General features: G+C 37.2%; 21 protein-coding genes. 8 read left to right on the top strand and 13 right to left on the bottom strand.

Annotated elements, in window-relative coordinates:
• Positions 1-128: 128 nt before the first annotated feature.
• From ACWPWS_RS14305 to ACWPWS_RS14290, 4 genes are all read left to right on the top strand, one after another.
• Positions 129-842, top strand: coding sequence for a hypothetical protein (locus ACWPWS_RS14305; RefSeq protein ID WP_454046959.1), 714 nt, complete (start codon positions 129-131; stop codon positions 840-842).
• 16 nt (positions 843-858) lie between these two features.
• Positions 859-1,473 carry a hypothetical protein gene (locus ACWPWS_RS14300; protein WP_454046958.1) on the top strand — a complete coding sequence of 205 codons (615 nt, stop codon included), beginning with the start codon at positions 859-861 and terminating at the stop codon, positions 1,471-1,473.
• Positions 1,474-1,586: 113 nt separating this feature from the next.
• Positions 1,587-2,192 carry a sensor histidine kinase gene (locus ACWPWS_RS14295; RefSeq protein WP_454046957.1) on the top strand — a complete coding sequence of 202 codons (606 nt, stop codon included), beginning with the start codon at positions 1,587-1,589 and terminating at the stop codon, positions 2,190-2,192.
• A gap of 9 nt (positions 2,193-2,201) precedes the next feature.
• Positions 2,202-2,882 (top strand): response regulator transcription factor, encoded by a 681-nt coding sequence (locus tag ACWPWS_RS14290; RefSeq protein WP_454046956.1) that lies wholly within the window; start codon positions 2,202-2,204, stop codon positions 2,880-2,882.
• Positions 2,883-2,948: 66 nt separating this feature from the next.
• Here the strand turns inward: ACWPWS_RS14290 and ACWPWS_RS14285 are convergent, their stop codons facing one another.
• The 11 genes from ACWPWS_RS14285 to ACWPWS_RS14235 all read right to left on the bottom strand — a co-directional run bounded on the left by ACWPWS_RS14285 (position 2,949) and on the right by ACWPWS_RS14235 (position 7,477).
• Complete coding sequence (locus tag ACWPWS_RS14285; protein ID WP_047378387.1) at positions 2,949-3,212, bottom strand: RebB family R body protein; 264 nt, start codon at positions 3,210-3,212, stop codon at positions 2,949-2,951.
• An 82-nt stretch (positions 3,213-3,294) separates the two neighbouring features.
• Positions 3,295-3,552: a RebB family R body protein gene (locus ACWPWS_RS14280; protein WP_047421299.1), complete on the bottom strand. Its 258-nt coding sequence runs from the start codon at positions 3,550-3,552 to the stop codon at positions 3,295-3,297.
• Positions 3,553-3,637: 85 nt separating this feature from the next.
• Complete coding sequence (locus tag ACWPWS_RS14275; RefSeq protein ID WP_047387826.1) at positions 3,638-3,895, bottom strand: RebB family R body protein; 258 nt, start codon at positions 3,893-3,895, stop codon at positions 3,638-3,640.
• 61 nt (positions 3,896-3,956) lie between these two features.
• The gene (locus ACWPWS_RS14270) at positions 3,957-4,214 is read right to left on the bottom strand and encodes a RebB family R body protein (protein WP_228421494.1); all 258 of its coding nucleotides are present in this window, start codon (positions 4,212-4,214) and stop codon (positions 3,957-3,959) included.
• Between the two features lie 78 nt (positions 4,215-4,292).
• Complete coding sequence (locus ACWPWS_RS14265) at positions 4,293-4,550, bottom strand: RebB family R body protein (protein ID WP_047378383.1); 258 nt, start codon at positions 4,548-4,550, stop codon at positions 4,293-4,295.
• Positions 4,551-5,013: 463 nt separating this feature from the next.
• Positions 5,014-5,241: a hypothetical protein gene (locus ACWPWS_RS14260; RefSeq protein ID WP_309512520.1), complete on the bottom strand. Its 228-nt coding sequence runs from the start codon at positions 5,239-5,241 to the stop codon at positions 5,014-5,016.
• A gap of 23 nt (positions 5,242-5,264) precedes the next feature.
• The gene (locus tag ACWPWS_RS14255; protein WP_454046955.1) at positions 5,265-5,648 is read right to left on the bottom strand and encodes a hypothetical protein; all 384 of its coding nucleotides are present in this window, start codon (positions 5,646-5,648) and stop codon (positions 5,265-5,267) included.
• A 29-nt stretch (positions 5,649-5,677) separates the two neighbouring features.
• Positions 5,678-6,505 carry a hypothetical protein gene (locus ACWPWS_RS14250; protein WP_454046954.1) on the bottom strand — a complete coding sequence of 276 codons (828 nt, stop codon included), beginning with the start codon at positions 6,503-6,505 and terminating at the stop codon, positions 5,678-5,680.
• A complete protein-coding gene (locus tag ACWPWS_RS14245) occupies positions 6,502-6,690 on the bottom strand; it encodes a hypothetical protein (protein ID WP_209788652.1) in 189 nt (62 codons plus the stop codon). The genes ACWPWS_RS14250 and ACWPWS_RS14245 overlap by 4 nt, the downstream gene beginning before the upstream one ends.
• Positions 6,691-6,728: 38 nt before the next feature.
• A complete protein-coding gene (locus ACWPWS_RS14240; RefSeq protein ID WP_105680917.1) occupies positions 6,729-7,244 on the bottom strand; it encodes a hypothetical protein in 516 nt (171 codons plus the stop codon).
• Positions 7,245-7,261: 17 nt separating this feature from the next.
• Positions 7,262-7,477 carry a RebB family R body protein gene (locus ACWPWS_RS14235; protein ID WP_047433885.1) on the bottom strand — a complete coding sequence of 72 codons (216 nt, stop codon included), beginning with the start codon at positions 7,475-7,477 and terminating at the stop codon, positions 7,262-7,264.
• Between the two features lie 583 nt (positions 7,478-8,060).
• Here ACWPWS_RS14235 and ACWPWS_RS14230 point away from each other — a divergent pair.
• A complete protein-coding gene (locus ACWPWS_RS14230; RefSeq protein WP_454046953.1) occupies positions 8,061-9,518 on the top strand; it encodes a hypothetical protein in 1,458 nt (485 codons plus the stop codon).
• Between the two features lie 68 nt (positions 9,519-9,586).
• Here ACWPWS_RS14230 and ACWPWS_RS14225 read toward each other — a convergent pair whose 3' ends face one another.
• Complete coding sequence (locus tag ACWPWS_RS14225) at positions 9,587-10,483, bottom strand: CPBP family glutamic-type intramembrane protease (protein WP_454046952.1); 897 nt, start codon at positions 10,481-10,483, stop codon at positions 9,587-9,589.
• A 189-nt stretch (positions 10,484-10,672) separates the two neighbouring features.
• On the opposite strand from ACWPWS_RS14225, the gene ACWPWS_RS14220 reads away from it, so the two are divergent.
• From ACWPWS_RS14220 to ACWPWS_RS14210, 3 genes are all read left to right on the top strand, one after another.
• Positions 10,673-11,245, top strand: coding sequence for a helix-turn-helix domain-containing protein (locus ACWPWS_RS14220; protein WP_454046951.1), 573 nt, complete (start codon positions 10,673-10,675; stop codon positions 11,243-11,245).
• Positions 11,246-11,332: 87 nt separating this feature from the next.
• Positions 11,333-12,835 carry a serine hydrolase gene (locus tag ACWPWS_RS14215; protein ID WP_454046950.1) on the top strand — a complete coding sequence of 501 codons (1,503 nt, stop codon included), beginning with the start codon at positions 11,333-11,335 and terminating at the stop codon, positions 12,833-12,835.
• A 75-nt stretch (positions 12,836-12,910) separates the two neighbouring features.
• On the top strand, positions 12,911-13,339 hold the full coding sequence (locus tag ACWPWS_RS14210; RefSeq protein WP_209788677.1) for a DUF3592 domain-containing protein: 429 nt from the start codon (positions 12,911-12,913) through the stop codon (positions 13,337-13,339).
• 14 nt (positions 13,340-13,353) lie between these two features.
• Here ACWPWS_RS14210 and ACWPWS_RS14205 read toward each other — a convergent pair whose 3' ends face one another.
• A complete protein-coding gene (locus ACWPWS_RS14205) occupies positions 13,354-13,899 on the bottom strand; it encodes a hypothetical protein (RefSeq protein ID WP_309512509.1) in 546 nt (181 codons plus the stop codon).
• Between the last annotated feature and the right edge of the window lie 43 nt (positions 13,900-13,942).

Raw genomic sequence — 13,942 nt, 5'->3', positions numbered from 1 at the left:
AGAAATAGTCATTTTAACTTCATTATATTTTATTTTCCACTTGAATGTGATTTAAAAATAAATAGCAGTCTGTTTTTTTTGTAAATTTCAACACATAAAATAATTATCATTCACAAATAAATATTATCATGACTACTGAAAACATCTTTAAAGCCATCAGAAAATGGAAAAATCTTATTGATTCTTATAAAAACGGAATTGATACAAATGGTAAACAAATTTTGAATTATTTGAATCAGGGAACCCACTTCAGTGTTTCAGGGGAAGAGATTGAACAATGGAAAAGAAATCTTGAAACCGCAGAACTGAAAATGATTCATGCTTATGTAGGGATTCATGAAGATCAGCTGAAATTTTTCCTGATTGATTCTAAAAGCGATAAAGATGCCAATTTCAGTACAATCATTACTAAAGATTTTTTACTTGAGTTCAATGAATCAAAAATAGAAAGCAGTAACGATATTGCAGTAAATGTTCCTCCAATCACATCAGAATCTGCTATTAACCGTAGTTTCCGATGGAATATGTTTAGTACGTCATGGCTGAAGGCTCAGAAAAAAGAAGATATCTTTCAGCTTATTTCCATTCCGTTTTCGGATTATGAAAAAATGGGAATTGCTGGCGGACAGACGTGTGCCAGTTTCTTTGGACTTACTGATGATTTAGAAAAAAAGGACACAGATTTTCCTTATCATATCGAAATTATTACCATGAAAAGTCTGGCGATTGATCATATGAGTGAAACCGCAGAAAATTATTCTACTCCAAGACCTCCTTTTACCATTATTGATACTCTTAATGATTATCAACTTTTGAAGGTAAGCACCAGTGTTTTCGTATAACAGTTTATCCCTGTATTTGCAGATCATTATTAACCTGGTCTTATGTACAGGGCTGATTCTATTGATAAAAGAAAGGGAAAAAACGAAACTTCCTGTAATCATACTTCTTTCAGGAGAATTCATGCTGGAACTGACAGATTTGGCCGGAAGGCTGATGAAGTTAAATACTTTCAATACCTACAATTATACATTAAGCCAGTTTTTTGGTTTGATGATTCTTACGGTGATCTATAGCAATTATTATATCCAGCTTTCCCGTGAGCTGAGATGGATGATCTATTGTTATGCAATATTGGTGTTAGTTACGAATGTGTTGTATGTACAAGGAGATACACAGATTACTTTTTATTCCAATATTATCACCAGTATTATTATTTGTAGTTATGCCTCCTCTTATTTTATGAAGATCATAAGGGAAGGTAGGACAGATAGGGATATGTTTATCGTGAATATCATTGTTTTCTTGTTTTTTTCTATCGAATGTCTCATATCTACTACCTATAATTTTTTAATCAGCAACCATCTGAACTGGGTAGCTCCTATCTGGCTTTTCAGAGGTTTCCTGCTATTGTTTTTTTATATTGCTTTTATTAATCTGGGATGTGGCGTTGGGAAAATCAGGATCAGATAGTTGTATGGATATGGATCGGAATTGGACTGTTTTTTTTAACAACATTATTCATTACATTATTGGTTATTAGTTATTTAAATAGTATTAAAAAAAATAAACAGAAGGTTTCCCGAATGGTTCGGAATACAAAAAATGAATATTGGGAGAGTATGCTGCTTTTACAGGAACAGGACAGGGAACGTCTGGCAGAAGAACTTCATGATAATATTATTTCACAGTTGAATCTTATCCGTTTGAACCTTAATGATAAAAACCCTGAAGAGCTTAATCGTGATTTAAAAAAATCTATGCAGCTGATACGCGAATTATCCCATAATCTTACCCCGCCTGATCTTGATGAGATTGAGCTGGAAGATTTAATTGCCGATTATCTTGATCAGGTCAATAAAAGCATAGAAGTCATTTTCCGGCATATCACGATAAGTACACCCATCAGTAATCCTGTAAAACTGAATCTTTTCAGAATCTTACAGGAATTGATAACCAATATTTTAAAACATGCTGAAGCTACCAGAGTAGAGGTGTCCTTAAGAATCTCTCAGAATTATCTGATATTAACCATAGAAGATAACGGGCGCGGGTTTATCATAGAAACCCATTCCGGAGGTATTGGTCTGAGGAATATTCAGTCAAGAGCACAAAAAATTAAAGCAATCTATAAACTTAAAACAGAACCTCAAAAAGGAACAAAATTCATAGCCTGTATGGCCATACAATAAAAAATAAACATGGAAAACTCAAAAATTAAAATCGGAATTGTAGATGACGACCTGCTGTTTGTACAGCTTTTAAAAAATTATATTGAAAATAATGGTGACTATCAGGTGGTAATGACAGCTACAGGTGGACATCAGTTTCTCACACAGCAAAATTCCGTAACCTTAGATATTCTGATTCTGGATCTTAGGATGACAAACGGTGACGGTCTGGAAGTAATGGCTGAACTCACCAAAAGAGAATCGGAAACAAAAATTATCGTTCTTTCCAGCTTTTACCGCCGCTCATTCATGGGACAAATGTTGAAAATGGGAGCCCATGCTTTTTTGCCTAAAGAAATTGAATTAGAAGAATTATTGGCTGTCATCAAAACCGTTCACCACACAGGACATTATTTTTCCAATGATCAAATTGATGTCATGAGAACTCAGCTTTCCAATAAACTCCCGGAATTTCATGCGTTTTCCAGGAATGAACTCACCGAAAGAGAAATAGATGTTCTGCGATTGGTTTGCCAGCAGCTCAGCACCAAGGAAATTGCTGATTCTCTTTTTATTTCTCCGAAAACCGTAGAAACGCATAAAACCAACCTGATGATCAAAACAGGCGTAAAAAATATGGCAGGACTGGTTATTTATGCCGTACAAAATAAGGTGATAGATCCTGATGAAATAGTGTTATTTGACAAGTAGTCTGTATCCAAAAAGAATCAGGGAGTACATGATGTACTCCCTGATCACAAGAAATCTAAAAACACACTATAATTTAGGATTCAATACTTTAGCAATAGAAACTGCATCGGCTACAGTGTCCAGGCTATAGATCTGCAAAATACCCTGTGTAGTGGCTGCCTGACCTAAAATATTTTGCTGGTTTTGTGCATTCACTGCATTTTCAAACATAATTCCTGTAGAATGTGCAGCTGATTGATATACGTTACTTAAAGCCATTGCAGGAGATTCTGCTACTACTTTTACGTTCGATTGCGTTACTGCGTCTGTGATTTGTTCGTTTACTGGCATAATGATTATTGTTTATTGGGGTTAAAAGTACCGGATTTTCCGGCTGTTTTGATAATAGTTTTAAAAGAGGTCCGCAAATGGATTATGGATTAAGGATTTTAGCCATAGAAACCGCATCAGCTATGGTATCCAGACTGTAGATCTGTGCAATACCTTGTGTAGTAGCTGCCTGGGTAACAATGTTCTGCTGGTTTTGTGCACTCACAGCGTTTTCAAACATAATTCCTGTAGAATGTGCTGCGGTCTGATATACGTTGCTTAAAGCTACTGCAGGAGATTCTGCAACTACCTTTACGTTCGACTGTGTTACTGCGTCTGTGATTTGTTCGTTTACTGGCATAATGATTATTGTTTAGTTGAGGTTAAAAACAACCGGATTTTCCGGTTGTTCGGATAATGAAATGTAAGCTGTTCGCAAAAATGGATTACGGATTAAGGATTTTAGCCATTGAAACCGCATCTGCTATCGTATCCAGGCTGTAGATCTGAGTGATTCCCTGAGTAGTAGCTGCCTGGGTAACAATATTTTGTTGGTTTTGGGTATTTACTGCATTCTCAAACATGATTCCTGTAGAATGTGCAGCAGATTGATATACGTTGGCCAAAGCCATTGCTGGAGATTCTGCTACTACTTTTACGTTTGATTGCGTTACTGCGTCTGTGATTTTTTCGTTTACTGGCATAATGATTATTGTTTATTGGGTTAAAATAACCGGCTGTTCCGGCTTTATAGAATTGTTTTAATTAAGGTTTAAGAATTTTAGCAATAGAAATGGCATCAGCTATCGTATCCTTCGTGTAGATCTGAGAGATTCCCTGCGTAGTAGCTGCCTGCGTTACGATGTTATGCTGGTTTTGAGCGGTCATCGCATTTTCAAACATGATTCCTGTAGAGTGCGCAGCAGATTGGTATACGTTGGCTAAAGCCATTGCAGGAGATTCTGCTACTACCTTTACGTTCGACTGCGTTACTGCATCTGTGATTTGTTCATTAACTGGCATAATGATTATAGTTTATTAGGTTAAAAAACAACCGGATTTTCCGGCTGGGATGATTACTTTTTTCGAAAAAGTTAAAAACTACGGCTTAAGAATCTTTGCAATAGAAACTGCATCTGCTACCGTGTCCAGGCTATAGATCTGCAGAATACCCTGAGTAGTAGCTGCCTGACCTAAAATATTCTGTTGGTTCTGTGCGTTTACTGCATTTTCAAACATAATTCCTGTTGAATGTGCTGCAGATTGGTACACGTTGGCTAAAGCCATTGCAGGAGATTCTCCTACTACTTTCACGTTAGATTGCGTTACTGCGTCTGTGATTTGTTCATTAACTGGCATAATTGTAATTGTTTTTGTTGAGATCTGATCTCGGTTAATAATTATTTGAGGTAAACTAGTTTACTATTTGAGTTTTAAACTCACCACAGATCTTCAGATGAATACATTTCAAAGACATTGGTATAGACAGGTGATAGTTATGAATATTTAAATCTGAAGGGTGGCTCTGAATACAATGATTGAAACCCTCTCTGTAAAATCTGCGCGAGTTTAAAGCCTGTTTTTTCTGATAAAAGGATGCGGTCTTTATTTTTAATATCTGTCTTAAAAATAAATTTCTACTGCGGGTATGCTGACAATGCTGGATTCCTTTGGGCTAAAGATGGATTCTGAATGATTGTTTTGTACATTGGCAGCATCTGAAAGGCGGTGCAGGATAAATGTTGACCTGATTGTATATATTGAGGGCACCAGCTTTCATCTTTGCAGGAAACAGACCGCATCTGTAGTGATAAAATTGAAATTAGAAACGTTCTTTTCTAAATATCTCCAGTTCCTTTATTTTACTGTTTTTCGGACTCATTTTTTTTAAGCCCATGACATAGTTGCTCATGGCAGTCATATTATTTCGCTGCTGGTTCAAGGCAGAATTGATCTGCATTGCTCCCGTAGAATGTGCACTTACCTGTGTGGTGATCGCCTGAGGTACAGCGGTAGACATTCCTGTAATCATTGCATCGATTTCGTTCATAATAATAGTGGATTTTGGGGGTTCTATGGTCGGATGTTTCCAAATCTGGCATTCAGTTTATTCATCCGGTCCATTATTTTGAGTTCTTTCTCTTTTACCTTTGCTGTAGAGGCCTCCTGAAGCTTTTTCAGCTGTTCTTCATAATTCATCACAGGAGTATCCGGTGGATCTGGTGTGACAGCCTGAACCTGGGCAGATTCCTGTTGTTTAACGGCTTCTTCAAGCTTTTCCAGCAGAGGAGCCAATGACTTCATCGTCTCTTTGATGGCTTTATCCCTGATATAATTGATGATTTCATCTTCATGTCTTAAAACAAAAGGCATGATTTCTTTTTCCACAACTTCAGGTTCCGATACAGGAATCGGAGGTTTATAGGCGGGAGCTTTCTTTCTGGTTCTTCTGCGCATACATATTGCTTTAAATGTTGTAAAAATTATTACAGCAGATAATTAATAAATGCAGACGCAGCCTTCCAGTCACGGTTGATTTCTTTCAATACATTATACCCTGTAATTTCCAATGCTACACATGCCGCAATAGTACTGGCAGATAACATTTCTTTCAGCTGGTGTGGAGGAAGTGTAAGGATATAATCATCCGGAATGATAAGAGATTTACCAGGTGGAATCGCTTCGTTCACCACAATACTCAGGATTTCCTGGAAATAATGAGCAATCAGCTTGGAGGCCTGAAATTCCAGTTCCCTTTTTAAGGCTATTGTTTCCTCCTGGGTAGCCAGGTCAGAAATAGCAGCCACATCTACATCATGTACTGAATATTGTGCTTCACCTGTATCAGATGGAGTGATCGTAATATCTGCTTTAAGGATGCATTTTGATTTTTCAAGATTGACCGTTAGAAGTTTTGAATCATAATCAGGAACAGCAATGTCACTTAAGGTGGTAAGAGGCATAATTCTGACATTACAATAAAACACCTTTGGATCATCCAGTTTGACCATGATCACGGCAATTCCCGTTGATTTATCTATAGGTTCCACCACAAAACACTGAAACTGATTGTATCTTTTACTATTTCTGTTGAGGCAGTTGACCAGTCTTACAGAGGGTTGTATATTAATATTGGATGTTTGAAGATTAAATACAAAACGCTCTGCATTGTTTTCTGTCCTTTTGGCATCTGCACTTTTGGTATCAAAATAATCATTATCATGGTCTTTGACCAGGTAAAGTCGTTCATTTAAATCGTTTAAACTTTCTAGATTTAAAATTTTTGCGGGTTTAGTTACTGAGGAATAATTCATCTCTTATTTATTTTAATTTTTTCAATGATTTGGTTGATGATTGTTTTTTTCTTTGGCTTATCTTCAGGCTCTACTGAAGGAATTACTGCTTCTTTAATCTCTGGTTTTACAAGTGGCTGTGTCAGTTTTACTGACTTTAATACTAATTTTCCCCCATGATCAGCCGTGATAAAGCTTTTTCTCATACCTTCCTTTTCTGATGAGACTTCTTCCGAAACCGGATCTACTCGTTTTTTTTTTCAGAATCTTCAATCTCAGGGGAAACTTCCGTATAAGATGGGGGAGAAGGAAGTGCTTCTGAGACTGGAAGGGTGTTCACATTATAAATAGTATTGGAAATTTTAGCCTTTACTTCAGCATATTCACTTACCATTTTGAATAAGTCCTTCATCATTTCATTGCCTTTTCCTGCATCCTGGCCCTGAAGATTCTCGGCCATCTGAACAGAGGTTTCTTTACTTCCGGGAGCAGGCCCGAAAGTGGTTCCATACGTCAGTAAATTATTAGCTAGCCTGCTTAATGCAATCAAACCTACCTGTTCGAATCCTTTTAAAAAAGACTGTAAATCCTGAACCATCATTCCTGTAGACTGTTCTATCATTACTTTCGTTACTCCGGTCATTGGGGAAGCCTTAGGGGGAGCCAATACCTCACTGTTCACAAATACTACAGCTTTCTCCGCCGGAGTGGTAGCATTTGCTGCCTGGGATTGTTGGGTTTCACTGTTGTGTTCACTCATGATTGTAAGGTTTTAGGTTATCCTTTTAAAATTTTAATGGCATCTGCAACAATCGCTGGGTTGAGCTGGTTCAAGTTCTGCTGATTCGTTACAGAATTCTGAATGGAAATTCCACTGGCATGGGTGGCCATCTGGTAAAGCATACTCATAGCCTGTGCGGGAGACTCACCAAGTACCGTAACATTCGTCTGTGTTACTGCATCTGTAGTCTGGGTGTTTACTGTATCTGCCATATTCTGGGTTTATTGGGTTACTATTGTTTTTATGTTCAAGTATCTTTTTTCAAAGACTTTTCTTTAAACTCAACCTTTTTTTATTTTCCGGTTAAGCCTTCACTATGAGATTGTTGATCTCTTTTGTCTGATACAAATTTCATCAAACTCAATAAATCTTCATTAAGGGAAAAAACGGAATTTTAAAAAATAAGGGAATTCTCCTATGAGTGAATTTTTTTAAAAATGGATTGTATTTAAGAAATAGTAAAAAAAGAAATAATCTATCTTAAAAGCCAGAAGCTGGAAGAATGAAGCCGGAAGTTACTATCCGGCCAATTATTTCTTTAAGGGTTTATTGATGAATGAAATTTTATAAAGTTGAATAAAAAAGAGGACGCTCTTCAATTGCGTTCATGAACTTCCCCCTCCCAACCTCCAGCTTCCTATCTGCTTCATGAAAATACATATGAATACATAAATACATCACCTGTGAATACGGGTAAACCCTTAGTTTTTGAAAATGGGTAGATCCCCTCTATAACAGCAGCAGGTTTACTTTGAAATTTGTCTGATAACCTATTCTAACATTTAAAATCATAATATGAATAATCAGAACAACGAAGAACCGGAAGTGAGACCTCCCTTTATAATAGTACAGCCGGGATATGCCACCGGAGATATGTTTGCCATTGCTGCAACATTGATTAATGATGAAAGATACCACGTATTGCTATCTACAACAATGGATGAATTTGAGAATGTAAATGATCCGTATGATAACAGCAAATCGATCAGAGAATTCTACAGGAATTCCGGAATAAGTGAAGACAGGATACATACTCATAGAGTTCCGGAAGTGAGAAGTCCCGGGTTGGCAAGTGAGCTGAAAAAAAAAGTAATAAACCTTTTAATACATTATCCTAATATTTCAAAAGGAGAAATAATCAGAAACTACTATAAACCAGTAGGGGAAGGAACCCAGTATATTGCGCAAAACTTTTCTGATGAGATGAGAAATAATCTTAGAAATGTCTGGGACATCAACGGAAGCCAGGATAATGCGATAGAAATATGGCTGCAAACACAGGGGATCCCCACAAGCGGGAAAAATTTACTGATTTTATGGTCCCGTTTCAGCGGAAAAGGAGGTGATATTCACATAGAACATGATACCAGCTATTGGGGAATCAAGCAGATTGTGCATAGAGTGGCAGATATGTATGATGCCATCATTATTACCGGAGATAAGGGATACATAAAAGAAAGAGCAAAGAAATACGATGAAACAGCAGAGGAGATTAATAGATATTATGGCCCAAAAAAAGTATTCAATATTACAGAATTTTGGAAAGGAAACTCTTCCGAACTGAAAGCATGGGGAGGAAACACCCGTTTAGGCCAGTTTAAGTTGTATGATTATTTTCAGAGGCATTTTCAAAATGTAAAACATCTGGGATTCAGAAGTGGTAACTTAGAAGTGATGGCGATGTTAGGATACACGGTTCGGTATATGGAAGAAAAAGGAAGTGAAAGCGGAGGCAGAATGACCATTTGGTTTAATAGAGGAGACGGTGAAACAGAAAAAGGAGGTAAAGCCACCGGATATGAAAGGCTTTTATTGGGTGAACCTCCTACAAGATCCGGTAAATTTATTCAATATCAGATTCAGGAAATAAACACAGAGATCAGGGGAAGGAAACAACCATTTAAAGATCATATTGAAAGATTAAAAGAAAGCGGGGAAAATCCGCAAAGTCAGACTATCAAAAACCTTGAAAAAAAGATAAAAGAAATAGACGATGAAGGCGATGCCAAAAAGAAAAAGTATGCCGGATCCGACCTGTCTCCCTATCGCAAAGATCAAAAGCCTCCCGAACCTATTCTGAAAGAAGAAAAAAGCAACTACTCAGAAGGCTTTAATACTGATGATATGGATATTATTCTGAGATATCTGCAGCCCTTAGACTGGGTAGAAAGAGAAACAGGATACGAACGTAATATCCCGCAGCGAAAGAAAAGCTACGAAAAACTCCTGGAAAGTTCCGAAAAGATTGATTAAAATAAATATACCATGCTCCAAAAAAAACGGCATTCTGAAGCTATTCAGAATGCCGTTTCTTATTTAAATTAAATACAAAAAATAGCGGATGTTCGATCTGAAACTGCTGGAAGTTCTTTTCTCTTTCGCCAGAAGAAATAAGCAACAATAGCGGTTGCAATAGGCAGAGCAACCCCAAACTCATCAATATAATAATTGGTATTTCCCGTATCTACCGTAAGCGGTGTGAAAATAGACTGTATAAAAAGATTGTGGCTGGCATGTAAAATAACACCTGTCCATAAACTTCCGGATTTTAACCGTAACCAGGTAAAAATGAAACAGGCTGCAAATATCATCACCGTAAAACATAAAAAAGCCAGCCATTTGGGGCCGCCCGTATTATAATTGGAAAAAAGCAGCAGAGGATAATGATAGACAGACCATATCACACCCATCCAAAGAGAAGTCGCAGTATAAGAATTCATTTTGGCCAATTGAGGAGTCAGAAGACCGCGCCAGCCTATTTCTTCCCCTAATGCAGATCCTACCGAACGTACCATACCAAAGCTGCTCATCAGAATAATATACAGGATGATCGTCATGCCATCAGAAAGATTCCAGCCCATTCCTTTGCCCATTTCTGCTACAAATTCATGATTATAGAAACCGCCGGCTCCACTGATCCAGATGATGAGGTAAGGAACTAAACTGTAAAGAACAGGAATGCAGTAAGCCATGATCTGGTATTTCGTAAGTCCCCATTTCCAGCCCAGAGAAGAAATCGGGATATTTCGGATACGGCAGGTAAGGAATGCAGCAATAGCGGGACACCACATGACAATAGTAGCATAAGATATAATGCCGCCGCCAAGTTTTCCGGTACGGATACACATATAATAAACCGGGAGACAGAAAAGTAAGGTAAGAATCAGGTAAGTAGCAATATTCTTCCTGATTTCGGATTTGGAGATTGTATTTTCCATAAACTGATCTGGTGTTGATGTTTATAAATGATTGAAAAATAGAAGGTTATTTTTAAATAAAAATACATTTATTTTTTATACGAATACCAATTTTTAGCATTAGCCTCCGTAAAGAAAATAGTTTCTGTTTTTTTTATAAGGGAAAACTGTAAATTAGCCAAAATAATTTTTTTCGAATTACTCTAAAAGATGTCCAAGCTAAAAGCCATAAGAGAACAAAAAAACCTGACGCAGGAGGAGCTGTCAGAAAAATCAAAGATTTCTGTAAGAACCATTCAAAGGATAGAATCCGGAACAGAACCTAAAGGACATACGCTGAGAGCCCTTGCACAGACTTTGGAAATAGACGAATCTTTATTATTGCAGGAAGAAGCTGTCATTTTCCCGGAAAATAATGAGGTAACAACAGAAGCTGCAGAAGAATCTGAAACCATCAATTATTCTTTGGTTAAAATGATCAATCTCTCCTCCTTATTATTTGTAATTATACCTCCATTAAATATTCTGGCTCCTTTTCTGCTGATGTTTTTCATGAAGCAGAGAAACACTCTTACTAAACAGATTATTTCGTTGCAGATGTTTTGGACTGCTATGGCGCCCATTGTATTTATGCTCGGTATCTTTTTAAAGCTCGGAAAAGAGTTTACCCTTATTCTGATGATCCTTATTGTATTATCCAACGTATTGATGATCCTCCGGAATGCTGCTGAGATTGATCGTAAGAAGAAATTGTATTTCAATCTGAAATTCAGTATGTTATAATTTGTGTCGTGACTTTGTCGGGTTTTTGTCGGGTTCATTTTTATTTAAAAAACGAAATGAAATTGAATCTTTGTCAAAAAAATAACAATGACAAAGCTTACTCAGTTTTTCCTTCCTTTTTGCACCCTATTCTTTAGCATACACCAGGCGCAACTCAAAAATACAGATTCCCTTTATAAAACCATTATGTCGAAAGACAGCCTGTTTTTTTCAGCAGGCTACAATACCTGCAACATAAAGAAGATGGAAAATCTGTTAAGCGATACGTTTGAATTTTATCACGATAAAGGCGGTTTTGAAGACCGGAAAAAATTCATCATTGATTTTAAAAACGGATTATGCAAATCTCCCGAAACGTATCAGCTAAAAAGAGTTCTGGTGGAGAAAAGTACTGAAATTTATCCCATGTATAAAGAAGGGAAAATATATGCTGCTATTCAGAATGGAGATCATCTGTTCTATGAAAACACCGGAAATCACGTTGAAAAATTAGTTGGAGAAGCAAAGTTTACCCACCTCTGGATGCTGGAAAATGATGAATGGAAACTTAAAAATTCATTGAGTTTTAATCACCATCCGAAGCAGACTACAGATAGTGAAACCCTATTTGATAACGATCGTTCCATGGAAAACTGGCTGAAAGAAAATAATATTCCTGCGCTGGGGTTAGGAATTATTGAAGGAGGAAAACTTCAGCAGGTAAAAGTTTTTGGAGATTATAAAAAAGGAATGCCAGCTCCCCGTAATGCCTATTTTAATGTAGCATCTCTCACCAAACCTGTCACGGCAATGGTCACTTTACGTCTGATAAGTTCAGGACAATGGAAACTGGACGAACCCTTAGATACTTACTGGACAGATCCTGATATTGCCAACGATCCTAGGCATAAAAAACTTACCACCAGAATGATCCTGACCCATCAGACCGGTTTTCCCAACTGGAGATGGATGAATACAGATAAAAAACTGAATTTTCAATTTGATCCCGGCACAAAATACCAATACTCAGGAGATGGTTTTGAATACCTTCGGAAAGCATTAGAAAAGAAGTTTGGGAAATCGCTGGAAAAGCTTGCCGGAGAATTGATTTTTAACCCCCTCAAAATGAGTGATACAAGCTACATCTGGGATCAAAGCACGGATGAATCAAGATTTGTAACAGGATACAATGAAAAAGGAGAAGCTTATCCCATAGAAAAAACTAAAACGGCTAATGCTGCCGATGATCTCCATACTACGGTAGAAGATTACGGGAATTTTATGGTCAGTGTCATGAAAAAGAAAAATATGAAGCCAGAGGTTTTTCAGGAGATGATTAAAAAGCAGGTAAAAACTAAAGAGAACAAGTATTTCGGATTGGGTTTTGAAATATATGACCTTGGAAATGGGGATTATGCATTGGCTCACGGCGGGACGGATCATGGCACCCATTGTATTGCTATTGTAGTGCCTAATTCAGGTAAAGGGATTGTGATATTTACCAATGTTGATGACGGTTACAAAGTATATGAAAAACTGGTTGTCCACTATCTGGGAGAACAGGGAAAGAAGATTGTGGACATAGAAACCAGATCACTGCTCCTACAATGAAAATCTTTGTATATTTAGAGTATCAATCTGAAAATAAATGCAATAGATGAATATTTGTTTCCGGAAAGCAGTACTATGAACAGAAATAAAACGAAAGGTATGTGGCAATATTATTTTATCCTTGGAGCAGGAGTGATTCTGTTTGTTGCAGCATTGCTGAGCCTCAAAAGCACACTCTTATTCTTAAAGAAAGCCGAAAAGGCAACGGCAACCGTTACCTCACTTCGGGAATTTGAATCGGATGGAGTAGTATTCAGTCCTCTATTTACCTTCCGTACCCAAAATAATATTGAATATACCTATGAACTGCCTGAAGGAACCAATCCTTCAGCGTGGTCGGTAGGGGAAACGGAGACGGTTATCTATGATCCGGATGATCCTTCTTCGGTAGAATTATATACGTATTTCAGAATTTTTGCCTGGCCATTAATCCTGATCTCAATAGCACTGCCATTATTGGTGGTAGGAGCCGGATATTTTATCGCAGCTCAGTTTTTAAAATAACCTGCTTTATATTGTTATTTTACTTTTTCCAGAAGATATAATTTAGCTCCGGAAAAACCTAATTTCGGCATCAGATTGCCTTCCAGAACCATCGTTTTATTAGTAACATCAATAACTGAAATATAGTTGTTGGAATTGTATTCTATATAATTTTCCTTTTCCTTCGTTGAAGGGTTTTTTCCAAATTCCATAGAATATTTCACCCAATCCTCATCCTGCGTACTGCAGTGTACCGGTTTGAATTTAGATTTTTTAGCCTTGAAAACAATCTGATCAAAACCTTCTGTACATTCTGAGGTAAATGAGCCGTCAGGATTCTGATCTTTCGAAAAATCTTCAAAAGAACCACGGTATACACCTACTACTTTCCAGGTACCATCCACGCGGTCTTCGTCTATTTTTCCTTTCGCTTTGCTTACCGCCCAGCTGATCCCGTTTACGGTTCCTTTTACGGCTTTATAACTTAAGCTTACCGCTCCGGAAACTACTTTTGTAGCTGTTCTTACCACACATGAATGGAGAACAAATACAACCGAAGCCAGCAATATTATTTTCTTCATTTTGTCAATTTTTGTCAATTTTTTTCAGATACGAAGATAGGGT

The organism is Chryseobacterium sp. Marseille-Q8038, from assembly GCF_965111995.1.
Note: the sequence above shows the minus strand (reverse complement) of the source record. Positions and strands in the feature narration are given on the sequence as shown.

Coding starts and splice junctions, on each gene's coding strand:
- ACWPWS_RS14305 (WP_454046959.1), top strand. CDS start 129: ATGACTACTGAAAACATCTTTAAAGCCATCAGAAAATGGAAAAATCTT.
- ACWPWS_RS14295 (WP_454046957.1), top strand. CDS start 1,587: ATGGTTCGGAATACAAAAAATGAATATTGGGAGAGTATGCTGCTTTTA.
- ACWPWS_RS14290 (WP_454046956.1), top strand. CDS start 2,202: ATGGAAAACTCAAAAATTAAAATCGGAATTGTAGATGACGACCTGCTG.
- ACWPWS_RS14285 (WP_047378387.1), bottom strand. CDS start 3,212: ATGCCAGTAAACGAACAAATCACAGACGCAGTAACGCAATCGAACGTA.
- ACWPWS_RS14280 (WP_047421299.1), bottom strand. CDS start 3,552: ATGCCAGTAAACGAACAAATCACAGACGCAGTAACACAGTCGAACGTA.
- ACWPWS_RS14275 (WP_047387826.1), bottom strand. CDS start 3,895: ATGCCAGTAAACGAAAAAATCACAGACGCAGTAACGCAATCAAACGTA.
- ACWPWS_RS14270 (WP_228421494.1), bottom strand. CDS start 4,214: ATGCCAGTTAATGAACAAATCACAGATGCAGTAACGCAGTCGAACGTA.
- ACWPWS_RS14265 (WP_047378383.1), bottom strand. CDS start 4,550: ATGCCAGTTAATGAACAAATCACAGACGCAGTAACGCAATCTAACGTG.
- ACWPWS_RS14260 (WP_309512520.1), bottom strand. CDS start 5,241: ATGAACGAAATCGATGCAATGATTACAGGAATGTCTACCGCTGTACCT.
- ACWPWS_RS14255 (WP_454046955.1), bottom strand. CDS start 5,648: ATGCGCAGAAGAACCAGAAAGAAAGCTCCCGCCTATAAACCTCCGATT.
- ACWPWS_RS14250 (WP_454046954.1), bottom strand. CDS start 6,505: ATGAATTATTCCTCAGTAACTAAACCCGCAAAAATTTTAAATCTAGAA.
- ACWPWS_RS14245 (WP_209788652.1), bottom strand. CDS start 6,690: ATGAGAAAAAGCTTTATCACGGCTGATCATGGGGGAAAATTAGTATTA.
- ACWPWS_RS14240 (WP_105680917.1), bottom strand. CDS start 7,244: ATGAGTGAACACAACAGTGAAACCCAACAATCCCAGGCAGCAAATGCT.
- ACWPWS_RS14235 (WP_047433885.1), bottom strand. CDS start 7,477: ATGGCAGATACAGTAAACACCCAGACTACAGATGCAGTAACACAGACG.
- ACWPWS_RS14230 (WP_454046953.1), top strand. CDS start 8,061: ATGAATAATCAGAACAACGAAGAACCGGAAGTGAGACCTCCCTTTATA.
- ACWPWS_RS14225 (WP_454046952.1), bottom strand. CDS start 10,483: ATGGAAAATACAATCTCCAAATCCGAAATCAGGAAGAATATTGCTACT.
- ACWPWS_RS14220 (WP_454046951.1), top strand. CDS start 10,673: ATGTCCAAGCTAAAAGCCATAAGAGAACAAAAAAACCTGACGCAGGAG.
- ACWPWS_RS14215 (WP_454046950.1), top strand. CDS start 11,333: ATGACAAAGCTTACTCAGTTTTTCCTTCCTTTTTGCACCCTATTCTTT.
- ACWPWS_RS14210 (WP_209788677.1), top strand. CDS start 12,911: ATGAACAGAAATAAAACGAAAGGTATGTGGCAATATTATTTTATCCTT.
- ACWPWS_RS14205 (WP_309512509.1), bottom strand. CDS start 13,899: ATGAAGAAAATAATATTGCTGGCTTCGGTTGTATTTGTTCTCCATTCA.